The sequence below is a fragment of the Mycobacterium shimoidei genome, from assembly GCF_900417275.1.
Taxonomy (GTDB): Bacteria; Actinomycetota; Actinomycetes; order Mycobacteriales; family Mycobacteriaceae; genus Mycobacterium; species Mycobacterium shimoidei.
Map to the genome: position 1 here is coordinate 4381492 of NZ_UEGW01000001.1, position 15102 is coordinate 4396593.

The following is a 15102-nucleotide window of genomic DNA, read 5'->3' on the forward strand; positions in this document are numbered from 1 at the left end:
GCCCGAATCGACCTGCAGGAGTTAGGTTGTCAGCACAAACCTCGCCGGAGGACGCGGCGGGCAAGACCGTGTGGGCCGCCGGTGCGGTGCTTTGGCGGCCCGGGCACGACGACTCCACGACCGAGGTCGCATTGATCCACCGACCACGCTATGACGACTGGTCGCTACCCAAAGGCAAAGTCGACCCCGGCGAAACCGAACCGGTGACCGCAGTGCGAGAGGTGTTCGAGGAGACCGGCCACCGGGCGCACCTGGGCAGGCGGGTTGGGACCGTGACCTATCCAATCGAGCAGGGGACCAAGAAGGTGCGGTACTGGGCGGCGCGCAGTCTCGGGGGGAAATTCCGCCCGAGCCGCGAGGTAGACGAGCTTTTGTGGCTGCCGGTTTCCGCGGCCATGAAAAAAGTGTCCTATCCGCAAGACCGAAAGATTCTGCGTCGGTTCGGCAGATACCCCGCCGATACGCAAACCATTTTGGTGGTTCGGCACGGTACCGCGGGCAGTAAGTCCCGCTTCAAAGGCGACGACACCAAGCGACCATTGGATAAAAAGGGTCGTGCGCAAGCCGAGGCGTTAGTCGGTCAGCTATTGGCTTTCGGTGCCGAGGATGTCCATGCCGCCGATCGGGTGCGCTGCCACCAGACTGTCGAACCGCTCGCCGAGGAACTGGGTGTTCAGATCTGCAACGAGCCCACATTGACCGAGGAGGCTTACGCCGAAAATCCCAAGCGCGCGCGGCGGCGGATCCTCCAGATCGCCAAACTGGGCCGCACGTCGGTGATCTGCACGCAGGGCAAAGTCATTCCAGACCTGATCACCTGGTGGTGTGCTCGCGACGGCGTGCGCCCGGATAAATCCCGCAACCGCAAGGGCAGCACCTGGGTGCTGTCCCTTTCGGGCGGGCGCATGGTAGCCGCCGATCACATCGGCAGCGCGCTGGCCAAGAATTCGCTGATTTAACACACAGATTCGCCGCGGACGCCACACAGTAGCGGCGACCGCGACGAATCCGTGTTTTGGCTGGCCTTACCGACGACCGCGGCGAGCAGCCGTCTTCTTGGCTGCTGTGCGCTTGGTCGCCTTCTTGGCGGGTGCGCGCTTGGTGGCCTTCTTGGCCGCTGTGCGCTTGGTCGCCTTCTTGGCGGGTGCGCGCTTGGTGGCCTTCTTGGCCGCTGTGCGCTTGGTCGCCTTCTTGGCTGCCGTGCGCTTCGTCGCCTTCTTGGCCGGTGCTTTCTTGGCAGCTTTGCGAGCCGTAGTTTTCTTCGCGGCTGTCCGCTTGGCCGCTTTCTTCGCCGGTGACTTCCTGGCACCGGACGCTGTGACACCACGCTTCACCGCAGGTCCTTCCGCTGGGAGGCGCTGTGCGCCAGAGACAACCGCTTTAAACTGAGCACCCGGACGAAACGCCGGCACCGACGTGGGCTTCACCTTTACGGTCTCGCCCGTGCGCGGATTGCGAGCTACGCGCGCAGCCCGACGCCGCTGTTCGAATACACCGAACCCGGTAATGGTGACGCTGTCACCCTTGTGCACCGCGCGCACAATGGTGTCGACGACGTTCTCCACGGCGGCAGTAGCCGACCGACGATCCGAGCCCAATTTCTCTGTGAGTACGTCGATGAGCTCTGCTTTGTTCATGCAAACCCTCCGAGGTTAGTGGCCCTTGTTGGACCGACTAGAACACACGGTAAACCCTAACCCGGCAAATTTCCAAGAGCCACGCGCAATTTCAATGGCGTGTAGCGGACTTTTTTGGAATCCGGTTGCCGCCCTTGGTCGGTGGACTGGCGCGTACCGGGGTGTCAAATAGGCTGTCCGGCGCTCCGGAATTCGGGGCGAATCGAGGGTCTGACTAAGCGGTGAGGGTGCGTGGTTTCCACCCGGGCCGAGTCGCCTCGAAAGTCTCTATCCTGTCGAGTTTTCGCAGCGTAAGGCCTATATCGTCGAGTCCTTCCGCCAGCCGCCAGGCGGTGTAGTCGTCAATGTTGAACGGCACCACCACCGTTCCTGCGGTCACATTCCGATCTTGAAGATTGACAGTGATTTCCAACCCCGGACTCTGCTCGATCAGCTTCCAGAGCAGCTCGACATCATCTTGGGCGACTTCGGCCGCCAACAAGCCCGCCTTGCCCGCGTTGCCGCGGAAAATGTCGGCGAAGCGCGACGAGATCACCACCCGGAATCCGTAGTCCATCAGCGCCCACACCGCATGCTCACGTGAAGATCCGGTGCCGAAATCCGGACCTGCGACCAGTACTGAACCCCTGTCGAACGGACTGAGATTTAGCACGAAAGAAGGATCTGTGCGCCAGGCGGCGAACAATCCGTCTTCGAAACCCGTTCGGGTTACCCGCTTCAAATAGGCCGCCGGAATGATCTGATCGGTGTCCACATTGGATCGCCGCAATGGCACTCCGATACCGGTGTGGGTGTGAAAGGCCTCCATGTTCGGTCTCCGTTTCTTGTGGTGTCAGTCCAAGTCAGCCGGGGCCGACAGCTTCCCGCGCACCGCCGTCGCCGCGGCCACCGCCGGCGACACCAGATGGGTGCGACCGCCCTTGCCCTGCCGCCCTTCGAAATTGCGGTTGGACGTCGCTGCGCAGCGCTCTCCCGGTGAAAGCTGATCCGGGTTCATCCCCAGACACATCGAGCAGCCCGCCTGGCGCCACTCGGCCCCTGCCGCAGTGAAGATCTCGGCCAGCCCTTCGGCATCGGCCTGTGCGCGCACACGCATCGAACCGGGAACGATGAGCATCCGCACACCGTCGGCGACTTTTCGGCCACGCAACACCTCAGCCACCGCGCGCAGATCCTCGATACGACCGTTGGTACATGACCCGACGAAGACGGCGTCCACGGCGATGTCCCGCATCGGGGTACCGGGCGCAAGGTCCATGTATGCCAACGCCTTCTCCGCGGCCTGCCGCTCGGCGTCATCGGCCATCAGTTGCGGGTCCGGCACGCTCGCCGCCAGTGGCACGCCCTGGCCGGGATTTGTCCCCCAGGTGACGAACGGACTCAACGAGGCGGCGTCCACATAGACCTCGGTGTCGAATTCGGCACCAGGGTCGGTGCGCAGCCCGTCCCAGTACGCCACCGCGGCATCCCAGTCGGCACCCACCGGGGCGTGCGGTCGGCCACGCAAAAACTCGTATGTCGTCGCGTCAGGCGCCACCATTCCCGCCCGGGCGCCGGCCTCGATGCTCATATTGCAAATGGTCATCCGGGCCTCCATCGACAGCGATTCGATGGTGCTGCCGCGGTATTCGATGACATGCCCCTGACCGCCGCCGGTCCCGATCTTGGCGATGACTGCCAAGATGATGTCCTTGGCGGTCACGCCGGCCGGCAGCTGACCGTCGACATTGATGGCCATCGTTTTGAACGGCCGCAACGGCAGCGTCTGGGTGGCCAGCACATGCTCGACCTCGGAAGTGCCGATGCCCATTGCCAATGCGCCGAATGCGCCATGTGTCGAGGTGTGGCTGTCACCGCACACGATCGTCATACCGGGCTGAGTCAGGCCCAACTGCGGGCCGACGACATGCACGATGCCCTGTTCGATGTTGCCCATCGGGTAAAGGCGGATTCCGAATTCATCACAATTTCGCCGCAGCGTCTCCACCTGGTTTCGGGACACCGGATCGGCGATCGGTTTGTCGATGTCGACAGTCGGCACGTTGTGGTCTTCGGTGGCAAGCGTCAGATCGGGACGTCGCACCCTTCGATTGGCCAGACGCAAACCATCAAAGGCCTGCGGGCTGGTGACCTCGTGAACCAGGTGCAGGTCGATGTAGATCAAATCCGGTTCCGTGCCGCCGCCGGACGACACCACATGGTCGTCCCAAACCTTCTCGGCAAGAGTGCGCGGCCTCTCGGCAGCTGTGGTCATCATTCGTCTCGATTCACTTGGTTCTCACTATATGAGACGTTAGTATTCCTATGTGAGACAGGATAGCGGTATCGGCGTTCTCGACAAAGCCGTGGGTGTGCTGTACACGATCGCGGAATCGCCATGCGGCCTTGCCGAATTGTGTGAGCGCACCGGCCTGCCTCGAGCCACCGCGCATCGGCTGGCCGCCGGCCTGGAGACTCACCGGCTGCTCTCGCGCGACGGCGAGGGACGCTGGCGGCTCGGGCCCGCGGTCAGCGAGCTGGCGGCGCAGGTCCACGATCCGCTGCTGGCGGCCAGCGCAGCGGTGCTTCCGTCGCTGCGGGAGACCACCGGCGAAAGCGTGCAGGTGTACCGCCGCGAGGGAAGCTGGCGAATCTGCATCGCCGCACTGGAACCCCCTGCGGGCCTTCGCGATACCGTTCCGGTCGGTGCGCGGCTGCCGCTGACCGCCGGATCGGGCGCCAAGGTGTTGTTGGCTTACAGCGATGCCGCCACCCAGCAGGCCATCCTGCCGACCGCGAAGTTCACCGAACGCGCGCTGGCCGAAGTGCGTCGGCGCGGGTGGGCGCAGAGCGTGGCCGAACGAGAGCCCGGTGTGGCGAGTGTGTCGGCGCCGGTGCGCGATACGCGTGGCACGGTGATCGCGGCGATCTCGGTGTCCGGGCCGATCGACCGGATGGGGCGACGACCCGGTGCGCGATGGGCGGCCGATCTGTTGGCGGCCGCCGATGCCATGACTGGCCGGCTATAGCAGCACCGGAATCGACGTTTGACACACTGACGCCATGGGAATCAATCAGCGCGCGAGCATCGTGATGTCGTCCGACGAGATCGCCGATTTCGTTGCCAAGAGCCGCACCGGGACGCTGGCCACCATGGGCCCCAACGGTCACCCCCACCTGACCGCAATGTGGTACGGCGTGATCGACGGCGAGATCTGGCTCGAGACCAAGGTCAAGTCGCAGAAGGCGGTCAACCTCAAACGTGATCCGAGGGTGAGCTTCTTGATCGAGGACGGCAACACCTACGACACCCTGCGCGGGGTTTCCTTCGAGGGCGTCGCCGAGATCGTCGACGACCCTGAGGTGTCGCACCGGGTGGGGGTCAGTGTGTACGAGCGCTACACCGGGCCCTACAGCGATGAAATGAAGCCCGTCATCGACCAGATGATGAACAAGCGGGTCTGCGTGCGCATCGTGACGCACCGCACGCGATCCTGGGATCACCGCAAACTCGGCCTGCCGCACATGCCGGTGGGCGGCTCGACCGCGCCAGCGGTACTGGGCGCCGAACAATAAATTCGTTTTGTAGCCCCGATGGTGTGTGGTTTCAGGACATGCGAATAGCGTGTCGCAAGACATCGGAATAAGGTGAGCGCCCGACTGTCGGCGGGTGTCGAAGGCTCGTCTAGTCATCACTGCCGTTGTCGTTGAGGGCCGCAGCCAATCTGAGGTGGCCTTCGAGTATGGGGTCTCCCAGGGCTGGGTCAGCCGGCTGGTGGCCCGCTACCGTCTGGAGGGCGAGGCCGCATTCCAGCCGCGCTCACGCCGGCCGCACACCACCCCCACCCGGCTGGCGCAAGACACCATCGAGCTGATCATTGAGCTTCGGGAAAAGCTGGCGAGCAAAGGCCTCGACAATGGGCCGTACACGATCGCCTGGCATCTGCAACACCGCCATGGGTGCATCGTCTCGGCCGCCTCGATCTACCGGCATCTGCGCGCGGCCGGGCTGATCGCACCCCACCCGCACAAGCGGCCCAAGTCCTCTTACATCCGCTTTGCCGCTGAACAACCCAACGAACGCTGGCAAGCCGACTTCACCCACTGGTGGCTAGCCGACCACTCTCACGTGGAGATCCTCGACTGGCTCGACGACCATGCCCGCTACGTCCTCTCGCTGACCGCCCACCTGCGCATCACCGGACCCATCGTGCTCGACACATTCCGCAAAGCCTATGCAACTCATGGCATTCCAGCCTCAACCCTGACCGACAACGGCATGGTCTTCACCACCCGCCTTTCCGGCGGCAAAGGTGGCCGCAACGCATTCGAAAACGAGCTACACCGCCTGGGCGTCACCCAGATCAACTCCACCCCCAACCACCCCACCACCTGCGGAAAAGTCGAACGCTTCCACCAGACCCTCAAAAAATGGCTCACCGGACAACCCCGCGCCACCACCCTCGCCGAGCTACAAACCCAACTCGACACCTTCGCCGAGGAATACAACCACCGCCGCCCACACCGATCCCTGCCCCATCACGCCACCCCCGCCACCGCCTACACCGCCCGACCCAAAGCCAACCCAGCAACATCCATCGACACCCACAACCGGGTACGCACCGACCGCATCGACCAATTCGGAAAACTCACCCTGCGCCACGCCGGACGCCTACACCACATCGGCGTCGGACGAACCCACGCTCGCACCCGTGTACTCGTCCTCGTCCAAGACCTCAACATCCGCATCATCAACGCCACCACCGGCGAACTCCTCCGCCAGCTAACACTCGACCCCACCCGCGACTACCAACCCCGCGGCATGCCCAGCGGTCGACCAACAAAAAAGCCCAAACCCTAAACGAGGGTTCGGGCTATTCGTATGTCTTGAGACATCACATTTGTAGCCCCGATGGGATTCGAACCCACGCTACCGCCGTGAGAGGGCGGCGTCCTAGGCCGCTAGACGACGGGGCCAGAACTGATCCGAGGTGTCAGCATAGCTCACCACGGTATGCCCACCTAATTGCTTGCAGCGGGCGAACTTTGCTGGGGTACCAGGACTCGAACCTAGAACGGCTGAACCAGAATCAGCTGTGTTGCCAATTACACCATACCCCATTGAAGGCCCGAAACTGCTGGTCACGGCCTTGCGCTGCCGTTGCCCCCAGCCGCTCGAGGGCCGACGTGCAGACTACCAAATATCACTGTAGCCATGTTCACGCCAGTCCGGCCCGCGCGGATCGCAGCCGTTGCAGAGTCCGCTCGCGCCCCAGTAGTTCCAGCGATTCGAACAGCGGCGGGCTGACCAGCGCACCGGTTGCGGCGACGCGGATCGGACCGAAGGCTTTCCTCGGTTTGAGTTCGAGACCCTCGAGCAGTGCGGCCTTGAGGGCGCCCTCGATGGCCGCGGCTGTCCAGTCCGTCGCCCCGTCCAGCGCCGCGATGGCGGCGTCCAGAACGGGGGCCGCGTCCGCGCCGAGCTCCTTGCCGGCCGCCTTGGGGTCGATCGTGTACTCGTCGTCGTTGAGAAACTTCAGCAGCGCCCAGGCGTCCCCGAGCACGACGATGCGAGTCTGCACGAGCCGCGCGGCGGTGGCAAAACCGGCGTCGTCCAAGCCCGTGGAATGTCCGTGCGCCTCGAAATATTCCCGCAGCCTGCCGGTGAAATCGTCGGCGTCGAGTAGCCGGATGTGTTCGGCGTTGATTGCGTCGGCCTTTTTCTGGTCGAACCTGGCGGGATTGGGGTTGACGTCGCGAACGTCGAATGCGGCCACCATCTCATCGAGGCTGAAAACGTCGCGGTCTCCGGAGATCGACCAGCCGAGCAGCGCAAGGTAATTCAGCAAGCCCTCGGGAATGAAGCCACGATCGCGATGGGCGAACAGGTTCGATTGGGGGTCGCGCTTGGAGAGCTTTTTGGTCCCCTCTCCCAGCACCATCGGCAGGTGCGCGAATTCGGGCACCCGTTCGGCCACCCCGATCCGAATCAGGGCCTGGTACAGGGCGATCTGTCGTGGCGTCGAAGGCAGCAGGTCCTCACCGCGCAGCACGTGGGTGATCTTCATCAACGCGTCGTCGACCGGGTTGACCAACGTGTACAGCGGATCTCCGCTCGCCCGGGTCAACGCGAAGTCGGGCACCACGCCCGCTGCGAACGTGGTGGGCCCACGCACCAGGTCGTCCCAGCCGAGGTCCTCATCGGGCATCCGCAAGCGCAGCACGGGCTTACGGCCCTCGGCCAGGTAGGCCGCGCGCTGCTCGTCGCTGAGGTTGCGGTCGAAGTTGTCATAGCCCAGCTTGGGACTGCGGCCGGCCGCCAGATGACGGGCTTCGACTTCCTGCGGCGTCGAGAAGGCTTCGTACACCTCGCCCGCAGCCAGCAGTCGGTTCAGCACGTCGCGGTAGATCTCGGTTCGCTCCGATTGCCGGTACGGGCCGTAGGGGCCACCCACTTCAGGGCCCTCGTCCCAATTGAGTCCCAGCCAGCGCAGCGCGTCGAGCAGCGCCAAATAGCTTTCCTCGCTGTCACGTTCGGGGTCAGTGTCCTCGATGCGAAAGACGAAAGTGCCGCCGGTGTGCCGGGCGTAAGCCCAGTTGAACAGCGCGGAGCGCATCAATCCGACATGTGGAACCCCAGTCGGCGACGGACTGAATCGGACCCGCACGCCGCTCATGACTTGTCCTTGCGCACAACGGGATTGCTCAACGTTCCGATCCCCTCGATCATCACACTGACGGTGTCGCCGTCTTCGATCGGCCCGACCCCTTCCGGTGTGCCGGTCAGGATGAGATCGCCCGGCAAGAGTGTCATCACGCTCGAGATCCACTCTACGATCGCGCCGACGTCGTGAATCATCATCGAAGTGCGGCTGCGCTGCTTGATCTGGCCGTTGACCTCGGTGCACAACTCGACGTCGGACGGGTCGAGGTCAGTGACGATCCATGGTCCCACCGGGCAGAAGGTGTCGTGCCCTTTGGCCCGTGTCCACTGCCCGTCGGCTTGCTGCTGATCGCGGGCTGTCACATCGTTGGCAATGGTGTACCCGAGGATGTTGTCGGCGGCCTGTTCGGCAGCAATGTCTTTGCAGGGCCGGCTGATCACCGCAGCCAGCTCGCCCTCGAAGTGAACCGGTGATGCGTTGGCGGGTAAGCGGATCGGAACATTCGGTCCGATAATCGCGGTGTTGGGTTTGAGGAAGATCACCGGATCGGGCGCGGCGGCTCCCCCCATTTCCGCGATATGTGCGGCGTAATTCTTTCCGACGCAGACCACCTTGCTGGCCAGCATGGGCGCCAGCAGCCGCACATCGGCCAGTTGCCAGGAGCGGCCGGTGAACGTCGGTGTGCCGAATGGGTGTTCGGCGATTTCTCGGGCAGTCATCCCGCCGGGGTCGTTCGGGTCGCCGTCGATGCTGACGAAGGCGACGCCGTCCGGGCTCGCGATTCGGCCTAGGCGCATTCGTGGAAGCTTAGTGACGGTCGTAAGCGCGGCGAAGCCGGGCGCAACGGGCCGGCACGAAAAGGCAGAGCCGGTCGTAAGCGCGGCGAAGCCGGGCGCAACGGGCCGGCACGAGTATTTAGTGATTGGAGTCGCGGCGACCGCCGGTGACCATCGTGACCAAGAAGTCCTCCAGGTGCTCGCGCCCGACGTCGAGTTCGTCGCGCAGCCACAGCGTCACCAGATCGAAGCCACCGGCGACCAAGGTGAACGCCGCCAGGTCGATGTCGGGGTCGAGCGAGTCCTGCTCGCTCAGCAGTGCGCGACCCTGATCGGCCATGACCTTCGCCAGCATCCTGATCAGGTCGAGGCGACGCGCCCGCAAACCATCGGTCGCCTGCGATTGGATCAGCAGCCGCCCGCGGCGGGGATCGTCGGCCAGAAAATCCAGCCCGCTGCCGATCGCGGCCCGGGCGCGCAGCACCGGGTCGGGTGGGGTCGCTTCGATCGCGGGCAGCAGCTTGTCGAATGCGCGGCCGATCTGGTCGTCGAGCATGGCCAGCACCAGCTCGTCGACGTTGCGGTAGCTCTCGTAGAAATACCGGTCGTTGAGCCGCGCCCGGGAGCAGACCCCCCGCACGGTCAGGGCACCGACGCCGACGTCGGCGACCAGATCCAGTGCGGCGTCGAGGAGCACGGCCTGCCGCCGGGACCGCCGTTCGCTTTGGGTGGCACCGCCGTAGGTGCGTGCCGTGCCCGCCATGGTGTCGATTGTGGCACCCTTGACCCCCAGGAGTGTCTGGTGAACACTGTCACCAGATTTTCGTCTGTCGATGTGGGAGGCCCGCCGGTGAACCCTCGCAATGAAAAATTGCCGGATCCGCCGTTCCTGTCCGGGTTTCCGATGAACGTGTTCATGCGTTTGTTGGCGCCCGGGGACGTGCGCGCCACCGTCGCGCAACGAGAGTCGTTCCGCCGCTTCGCCAACATGGGTGACCCGCTCGCCGACGCCGTTGTGGCGATGATGCAGCGATTGCCCACCGGCGAGGGGCGGCGCATGTTCGAAACAGCTGTCGACCAGGGCATCGATGCGGTCGAGGACCCACCCGAGGAGTTGGTGGCATTCTTCGCCCAGGTCGACGACCGTCCGTATTGGCTGGACCAGGCCAAACTCGACCTCGCGGTACGGGTGACGATGCGCACGGGGCTGTGGGGCATCGCGCTGGCGCTGCCCGGCCTGGCGCTCACTGGTGGCTACCTGGCGTCCAAAGCCGACAAACCACTGGTCGGCACCGGCGATCTGCGCCGGATGGCGCCGCGCCGGCTCAACGAGACGGCGACTTGGTTCATCGACGTGACCTCCCCCGACGGCCTGGACCGGTTCGCTCCCGGGTTCACCGGCACGTTGCGAGTGCGCTTGATGCACGCAATGGTGCGTGCCGCCATGGCCCGCCGCGACGACTGGGACTTTGCCGCCTGGGATCACCCCGTCAACCAGGTGCAGCTTGCCGGCACGCTGATGCTGTTCTCGCTCGCGAACCTGGCCGGGTGTCAGGCCATGGGTGTCAAGTTCTCCCGGCGCGAACGCGACGCTGTCTTTCACTTCTGGCGCTACGTCGGGCTGCTGATGGGCGTTCACCCCGAACTGATCCCGGCAACCGAAGACGACACCTGGCGATTGTTCTGGCTGGAAGCCGACACCGAGTTCCTGCCCGATCAGGACTCCTACCGGTTGGCCCAGGCGCTGCACTCCGGTCCGCCCGACGAAGATCCGCTCACGGCATTGGCCCGGACCTACTTATCGTCCTACAGCCGGCTGGTACTGGGGCGCTCGCATGCCGACCAACTCGGCTTGCCGGACAACAAGCCGCTGCAGGCGGCGGTGCTGGCCACTTCGGCGATCAACCGGATGTTCGAGCTTCGCCGGTTTATCCCGGGCGCCACCCGGCTCAGCGAGGAGCTCGGGCAATGGTCGCGGCGGCGTTTCGTGGAGCGCGGATTTGCCGCCACCGGCGGTGACCGCACCTATCGTCGTCACGACGCGTTGGCCGTCGCTGGCTGACGCTGGAATATAAAGGTGTGCCGGTAGCCACACTCAGCGCGACGCGCCGCTGGTAGCGGTACACGCACAACCGCGCATAGTCTCATCAGCACCGTCGCCGGATTCGGTGTGGGACCATAGTTCGAATGGCGCCGGAGTCGCTCGGTACTGGAGCTCGCTGGTCGATGGTCGCCATCTCGCTGGCCGTGACCGCGAGTGCCTTCATTTTCATCAACGGCGTCGCATTCCTGATTCCCGCGCTGGAAGCCGAGCGCGGCACCGCGCTTGCCGAGGCCGGCTTGTTGGCAGCCATGCCGAGCTTCGGAATGGTGGTCACGCTAATCGCCTGGGGCGCATTGCTGGACCGGGTGGGCGAACGAGTCGTGCTCACGGTGGGCTCGGCGCTGACGGCGGCCGCGGCCTACGCCGCAACGACGGTGCATTCCCTGATTGCCATCGGGGCTCTTCTCTTCGTCGGTGGTATGGCCGCAGCCAGTTGCAACACCGCCGGTGGCCGGCTGGTGTCCGGCTGGTTTCCGCCGCATCATCGCGGCCTGGCGATGGGGATTCGGCAAACCGCACAGCCGCTGGGAATTGCCATGGGCGCCATGGTAATTCCCGAACTCGCCGAACGCGGTCCAGTGGCAGGTCTGATGTTTCCCGCATTGATGTGCACGGTCTCAGCGGTGGCCAGTGCAATCGGCGTGATCGATCCGCCGCGCAAGCCGCGCGCTTCGGCGACCAAGCAGGAGCTGGCCAATCCGTATCGCGGTCCGAAAGTGTTGCGGCGCATTCACATCACGTCGTCGCTGCTGATGATGCCGCAGACGGTGACGGTGACCTTCATGCTGGTCTGGTTGATCGACGACCACAACTGGTCGACCAAGTCGGCCGGCGCACTGGTCACTGTTTCGCAATTGATCGGCGCCGCGGGGCGGGTCCTGGCCGGACGATGGTCGGATCGAGTCGGCTCGCGGATGCGGCCGCTGCGGACCATCGCCGTAGCCGCAGCGCTGGCGATGTTCCTGCTGGGCGTCATCGACCGCGTGGGTTGGCGACTCGAGGTGGCAGTCATGGTCGCCGCGTCGGTAATCGCGGTGCTGGACAACGGGTTGGAGTCGACCGCGATCACCGAATACGCCGGGCCGTATTGGAGCGGGCGCGCGCTGGGCATCCAGAACACCACGCAACGACTTACCGCCGCGGCCGGGCCGCCCCTGTTCGGCGCCCTGATCACCGCGGCCGGTTATCCCACCGCATGGCTGGTATGCGGGTTGTTCCCGCTCGCGGCGATCCCGTTCGTCCCGACGCGCGTACTGCCGCCGGGCCTGGAGCCTAGAGCGCGGCCGCAATCCGTTCGCCGACTTCAGTGGTGGCAAGCGGTTCGGGCGGGCGGTTGGCCAGATGCGACTCCACCGCCCGGTCCACCCGAGCAGCGGCAGCATCCTCACCCAGGTGGGACAGCAACAGCGCCACCGACATGATCGCTGCGGTCGGATCGGCGATCCCCTGACCGGCGATGTCCGGTGCGCTTCCGTGCACCGGCTCGAACATCGACGGATTTGTCCGAGTGGCGTCGATGTTGCCGCTGGCGGCCAACCCGATTCCGCCGCATACCGCGGCGGCCAGGTCAGTGATGATGTCCCCGAACAAGTTGTCGGTGACGATCACGTCGAAGCGGCCCGGATCGGTGACCAGATGGATGGTCGCGGCGTCGACGTGCTGATACGAAACTTCGACATCGGGATACTTCTCGCCGACGTCTTGAACGCTACGCGACCACAGATCTCCGGCGAAGGTGAGGACATTGGTCTTGTGCACCAGGGTCAGCCGCTTGCGCCGCTGCTGAGCGCAGTCGAATGCGTACTGGACGACTCGACGCACACCGAAGGCGGTGTTGATGCTGACCTCAGTGGCCACCTCCTGGGCAGTACCCACCCGGATCGCGCCGCCAGTGCCGGTGTAGGGCCCTTCGGTACCTTCACGGACGACGACGAAATCGATCTGCGGATTCGCGGCGAGCGGGCTTCTTACCCCCGGATACAGTCGCGCCGGCCGCAGGTTGATGTGGTGATCCAGGGCAAAACGCAAGCGCAGCAGCAGACCACGCTCGAGCACCCCGCTGGGCACCGACGGATCACCGATGGCGCCGAGCAGGATTGCATCGTGCGCGCGAAGCTCGTCGAGCACCGAGTCGGGCAGTACCTCGCCGGTGGCGTGAAAGCGTCGGGCTCCCAAGTCGTAGTCGGTCTTCTCCACGCCGGGCAGCACCGCGTCGAGCACGCGGACCGCTTCGGCCACCACCTCGGGCCCGATCCCGTCGCCGCCAATGACCGCCAGTTTCACGAGAGGTCAACCACTTCCAGCTTGTTCGCGTCGACGGCGACGGCGATCGCCGAGCGCACGTCTTCAGGCACGTCGCGGTCCAGGCGCAACAGGATCGTCGCGCTGGGGCCTTCGGCATCCTCGGACAGCTGTGCGGCCTGGATGTTCACTTCCGCCGCGCCGAGCAAGGTGCCGATCTTGCCCAGCGCTCCGGGCCGGTCGACGTAGTTGATCACCAAGTTGATCCCCTGCGCACGCAAATCGAAGTTGCGCCCGTTGATTTGCACGATCTTCTCGACCTGTTGCGGCCCGGACAACGTGCCGGCCACGTTGACAACCGAGCCATCGGAGGCGACTGCGCGGACGTCGACCATACTGCGATGGTTGGGACTTTCGGTGGCCGTGCTGATTTCGGCTACAACTCCGCGCTCCTCGGCGATCGCCGGGGCGTTGACGAACGTCACCGGATCCTCGATCACCGCCGAGAACAAGCCGCGCAGAGCTGAAAGCCGCAGCACCCCAACATCTTCGGCAGCCAGCTCACCGCGCACTTGCACCAACAGCGAGGTGGGCAGCTCGTCGGAGAGCGCGCCGGCCAGCAAGCCGAGCTTGCGCACCAGATCCAGCCAGGGCGCCACTTCTTCGTTGACCACTCCGGCGCCGACATTGACCGCGTCGGGGACGAACTCTCCTGCCAGTGCCAGCTTCACGCTTTCCGCGACATCGGTACCCGCCCGATCTTGCGCCTCAGCGGTCGACGCCCCAAGGTGCGGGGTCACCACCACTTGCGGAAGGTCGAACAGCGGGCTGTCGGTGCACGGCTCGGTGGCGAACACGTCGATGCCCGCGGCGCGCACGTGCCCACTGGACACGGCTTGGGCCAGCGCCGCCTCGTCGACAAGTCCGCCCCGCGCGGCGTTGACGATGATGACCCCGGGCTTGGTCTTGGCCAGCGCCTCTTTGTCGATCAGGCCGGCGGTTTCGGGCGTCTTGGGCAGGTGCACCGAGATGAAGTCGGAGCGTGCCAGCAGTTCGTCGAAGGTCAGCAGCTCGATGCCGAGCTGCGCGGCCCGCGCGGGCGACACGTAGGGGTCGTACGCGACGATGTGGGCGCCGAAGGCGGCCAGCCGCTGGGCGACCAGCTGCCCGATACGGCCCAGGCCCACCACGCCGACGGTCTTGCCGAAGATCTCGGTGCCCGAGAACGACGAACGCTTCCATTGGCGCTCACGCAGCGATGCGTCGGCCGCGGTGATCTGTCGGGCGGCGGCCAGCAGCAGCGCCAGCGCGTGCTCGGCCGCGCTGTGGATGTTCGACGTCGGGGCGTTGACCACCAGCACGCCACGGGCCGTGGCGGCCTCGACGTCGACGTTGTCCAGCCCAACGCCGGCGCGCGCGACGATCTTGAGCTTGGGCGCCGCGGCCAGCACCTCAGCGTCCACGGTGGTGGCCGAGCGCACCAGCAGCGCGTCGGCGTCGGGCACCGCGGCCAGCAGCTTCGACCGGTCCGGGCCGTCCACCCAGCGGACTTCTACCTGGTCACCCAGGGCCTCGACGGTCGATTCGGCAAGTTTGTCAGCGATCAAGACAACAGGCAGGCTCACGCGGGTCAGCCTAGCCGGGCGGAAAACTACGCCGAGATCGACGTTAGCGTGCGGCGCAGTCGGCCTTTTCCGCGC

At 65.1% G+C, this 15102-nt stretch carries 13 protein-coding genes, 2 tRNA genes and 1 pseudogene; 6 read left to right on the forward strand and 10 right to left on the reverse strand.

Annotated elements, in window-relative coordinates:
- Positions 1–26 precede the first annotated feature (26 nt).
- A complete protein-coding gene (gene mutT1, locus MSP7336_RS21200; RefSeq protein WP_425325757.1) occupies positions 27–959 on the forward strand; it encodes an 8-oxo-(d)GTP phosphatase MutT1 in 933 nt (310 codons plus the stop codon).
- A gap of 66 nt (positions 960–1025) precedes the next feature.
- Here the strand turns inward: mutT1 and MSP7336_RS21205 are convergent, their stop codons facing one another.
- The 3 genes from MSP7336_RS21205 to leuC all read right to left on the reverse strand — a co-directional run bounded on the left by MSP7336_RS21205 (position 1026) and on the right by leuC (position 3891).
- Positions 1026–1637, reverse strand: coding sequence for an HU family DNA-binding protein (locus MSP7336_RS21205; RefSeq protein WP_069394983.1), 612 nt, complete (start codon positions 1635–1637; stop codon positions 1026–1028).
- Positions 1638–1851: 214 nt separating this feature from the next.
- A complete protein-coding gene (gene leuD, locus MSP7336_RS21210) occupies positions 1852–2445 on the reverse strand; it encodes a 3-isopropylmalate dehydratase small subunit (protein WP_113964500.1) in 594 nt (197 codons plus the stop codon).
- A 24-nt stretch (positions 2446–2469) separates the two neighbouring features.
- Entirely contained in the window at positions 2470–3891 is a 1422-nt protein-coding gene (leuC, locus tag MSP7336_RS21215) for a 3-isopropylmalate dehydratase large subunit (protein WP_069395171.1), read from the reverse strand.
- Between the two features lie 52 nt (positions 3892–3943).
- Here leuC and MSP7336_RS21220 point away from each other — a divergent pair, with 52 nt between their 5' ends.
- The 3 genes from MSP7336_RS21220 (at position 3944) to MSP7336_RS21230 (ending at position 6477) form a co-directional block, all read left to right on the forward strand.
- Positions 3944–4645, forward strand: a complete 702-nt coding sequence (locus tag MSP7336_RS21220) for an IclR family transcriptional regulator (protein WP_069394985.1) — start codon at positions 3944–3946, stop codon at positions 4643–4645.
- A gap of 34 nt (positions 4646–4679) precedes the next feature.
- Positions 4680–5192: a pyridoxamine 5'-phosphate oxidase family protein gene (locus MSP7336_RS21225; protein ID WP_069394986.1), complete on the forward strand. Its 513-nt coding sequence runs from the start codon at positions 4680–4682 to the stop codon at positions 5190–5192.
- A 94-nt stretch (positions 5193–5286) separates the two neighbouring features.
- On the forward strand, positions 5287–6477 hold the full coding sequence (locus MSP7336_RS21230; protein WP_113963298.1) for an IS481 family transposase: 1191 nt from the start codon (positions 5287–5289) through the stop codon (positions 6475–6477).
- A gap of 43 nt (positions 6478–6520) precedes the next feature.
- On the opposite strand, the gene MSP7336_RS21235 is transcribed toward MSP7336_RS21230, so the two are convergent.
- The 5 genes from MSP7336_RS21235 to MSP7336_RS21255 all read right to left on the reverse strand — a co-directional run bounded on the left by MSP7336_RS21235 (position 6521) and on the right by MSP7336_RS21255 (position 9820).
- A tRNA-Glu gene (locus MSP7336_RS21235) sits at positions 6521–6593 on the reverse strand.
- Positions 6594–6665: 72 nt separating this feature from the next.
- Positions 6666–6737, reverse strand: a tRNA-Gln gene (locus MSP7336_RS21240).
- 98 nt (positions 6738–6835) lie between these two features.
- Entirely contained in the window at positions 6836–8293 is a 1458-nt protein-coding gene (gene gltX / locus MSP7336_RS21245; protein WP_069394987.1) for a glutamate--tRNA ligase, read from the reverse strand.
- Positions 8290–9078, reverse strand: a complete 789-nt coding sequence (locus tag MSP7336_RS21250) for a fumarylacetoacetate hydrolase family protein (RefSeq protein ID WP_069394988.1) — start codon at positions 9076–9078, stop codon at positions 8290–8292. The genes gltX and MSP7336_RS21250 overlap by 4 nt, the downstream gene beginning before the upstream one ends.
- Positions 9079–9196: 118 nt before the next feature.
- Complete coding sequence (locus MSP7336_RS21255; RefSeq protein WP_069394989.1) at positions 9197–9820, reverse strand: TetR/AcrR family transcriptional regulator; 624 nt, start codon at positions 9818–9820, stop codon at positions 9197–9199.
- 141 nt (positions 9821–9961) lie between these two features.
- Between MSP7336_RS21255 and MSP7336_RS21260 the strand changes: the two genes are divergently transcribed.
- Together MSP7336_RS21260 and MSP7336_RS21265 are read left to right on the forward strand one after the other, a co-directional pair.
- Complete coding sequence (locus tag MSP7336_RS21260) at positions 9962–11119, forward strand: oxygenase MpaB family protein (protein ID WP_113965167.1); 1158 nt, start codon at positions 9962–9964, stop codon at positions 11117–11119.
- 164 nt (positions 11120–11283) lie between these two features.
- Positions 11284–12300, forward strand: a pseudogene (locus MSP7336_RS21265) (MFS transporter); the annotation flags it as partial.
- Positions 12301–12433: 133 nt separating this feature from the next.
- Here MSP7336_RS21265 and MSP7336_RS21270 read toward each other — a convergent pair.
- Both MSP7336_RS21270 and serA read right to left on the reverse strand, forming a co-directional pair.
- On the reverse strand, positions 12434–13444 hold the full coding sequence (locus tag MSP7336_RS21270; protein ID WP_113964501.1) for a 3-isopropylmalate dehydrogenase: 1011 nt from the start codon (positions 13442–13444) through the stop codon (positions 12434–12436).
- Positions 13441–15027: a phosphoglycerate dehydrogenase gene (gene serA, locus MSP7336_RS21275; RefSeq protein ID WP_069394991.1), complete on the reverse strand. Its 1587-nt coding sequence runs from the start codon at positions 15025–15027 to the stop codon at positions 13441–13443. Before serA ends, MSP7336_RS21270 begins: the two co-directional genes overlap by 4 nt.
- Positions 15028–15102: the final 75 nt, after the last annotated feature.

Bases quoted from the DNA above. Each gene is read 5' to 3' on its own strand.
- MSP7336_RS21205 (WP_069394983.1), bottom strand. From the start codon at position 1,637: ATGAACAAAGCAGAGCTCATCGACGTACTCACAGAGAAATTGGGCTCG.
- leuD (WP_113964500.1), bottom strand. From the start codon at position 2,445: ATGGAGGCCTTTCACACCCACACCGGTATCGGAGTGCCATTGCGGCGA.
- leuC (WP_069395171.1), bottom strand. From the start codon at position 3,891: ATGACCACAGCTGCCGAGAGGCCGCGCACTCTTGCCGAGAAGGTTTGG.
- MSP7336_RS21225 (WP_069394986.1), top strand. From the start codon at position 4,680: ATGGGAATCAATCAGCGCGCGAGCATCGTGATGTCGTCCGACGAGATC.
- gltX (WP_069394987.1), bottom strand. From the start codon at position 8,293: ATGAGCGGCGTGCGGGTCCGATTCAGTCCGTCGCCGACTGGGGTTCCA.
- MSP7336_RS21250 (WP_069394988.1), bottom strand. From the start codon at position 9,078: ATGCGCCTAGGCCGAATCGCGAGCCCGGACGGCGTCGCCTTCGTCAGC.
- MSP7336_RS21255 (WP_069394989.1), bottom strand. From the start codon at position 9,820: ATGGCGGGCACGGCACGCACCTACGGCGGTGCCACCCAAAGCGAACGG.
- MSP7336_RS21260 (WP_113965167.1), top strand. From the start codon at position 9,962: ATGAACGTGTTCATGCGTTTGTTGGCGCCCGGGGACGTGCGCGCCACC.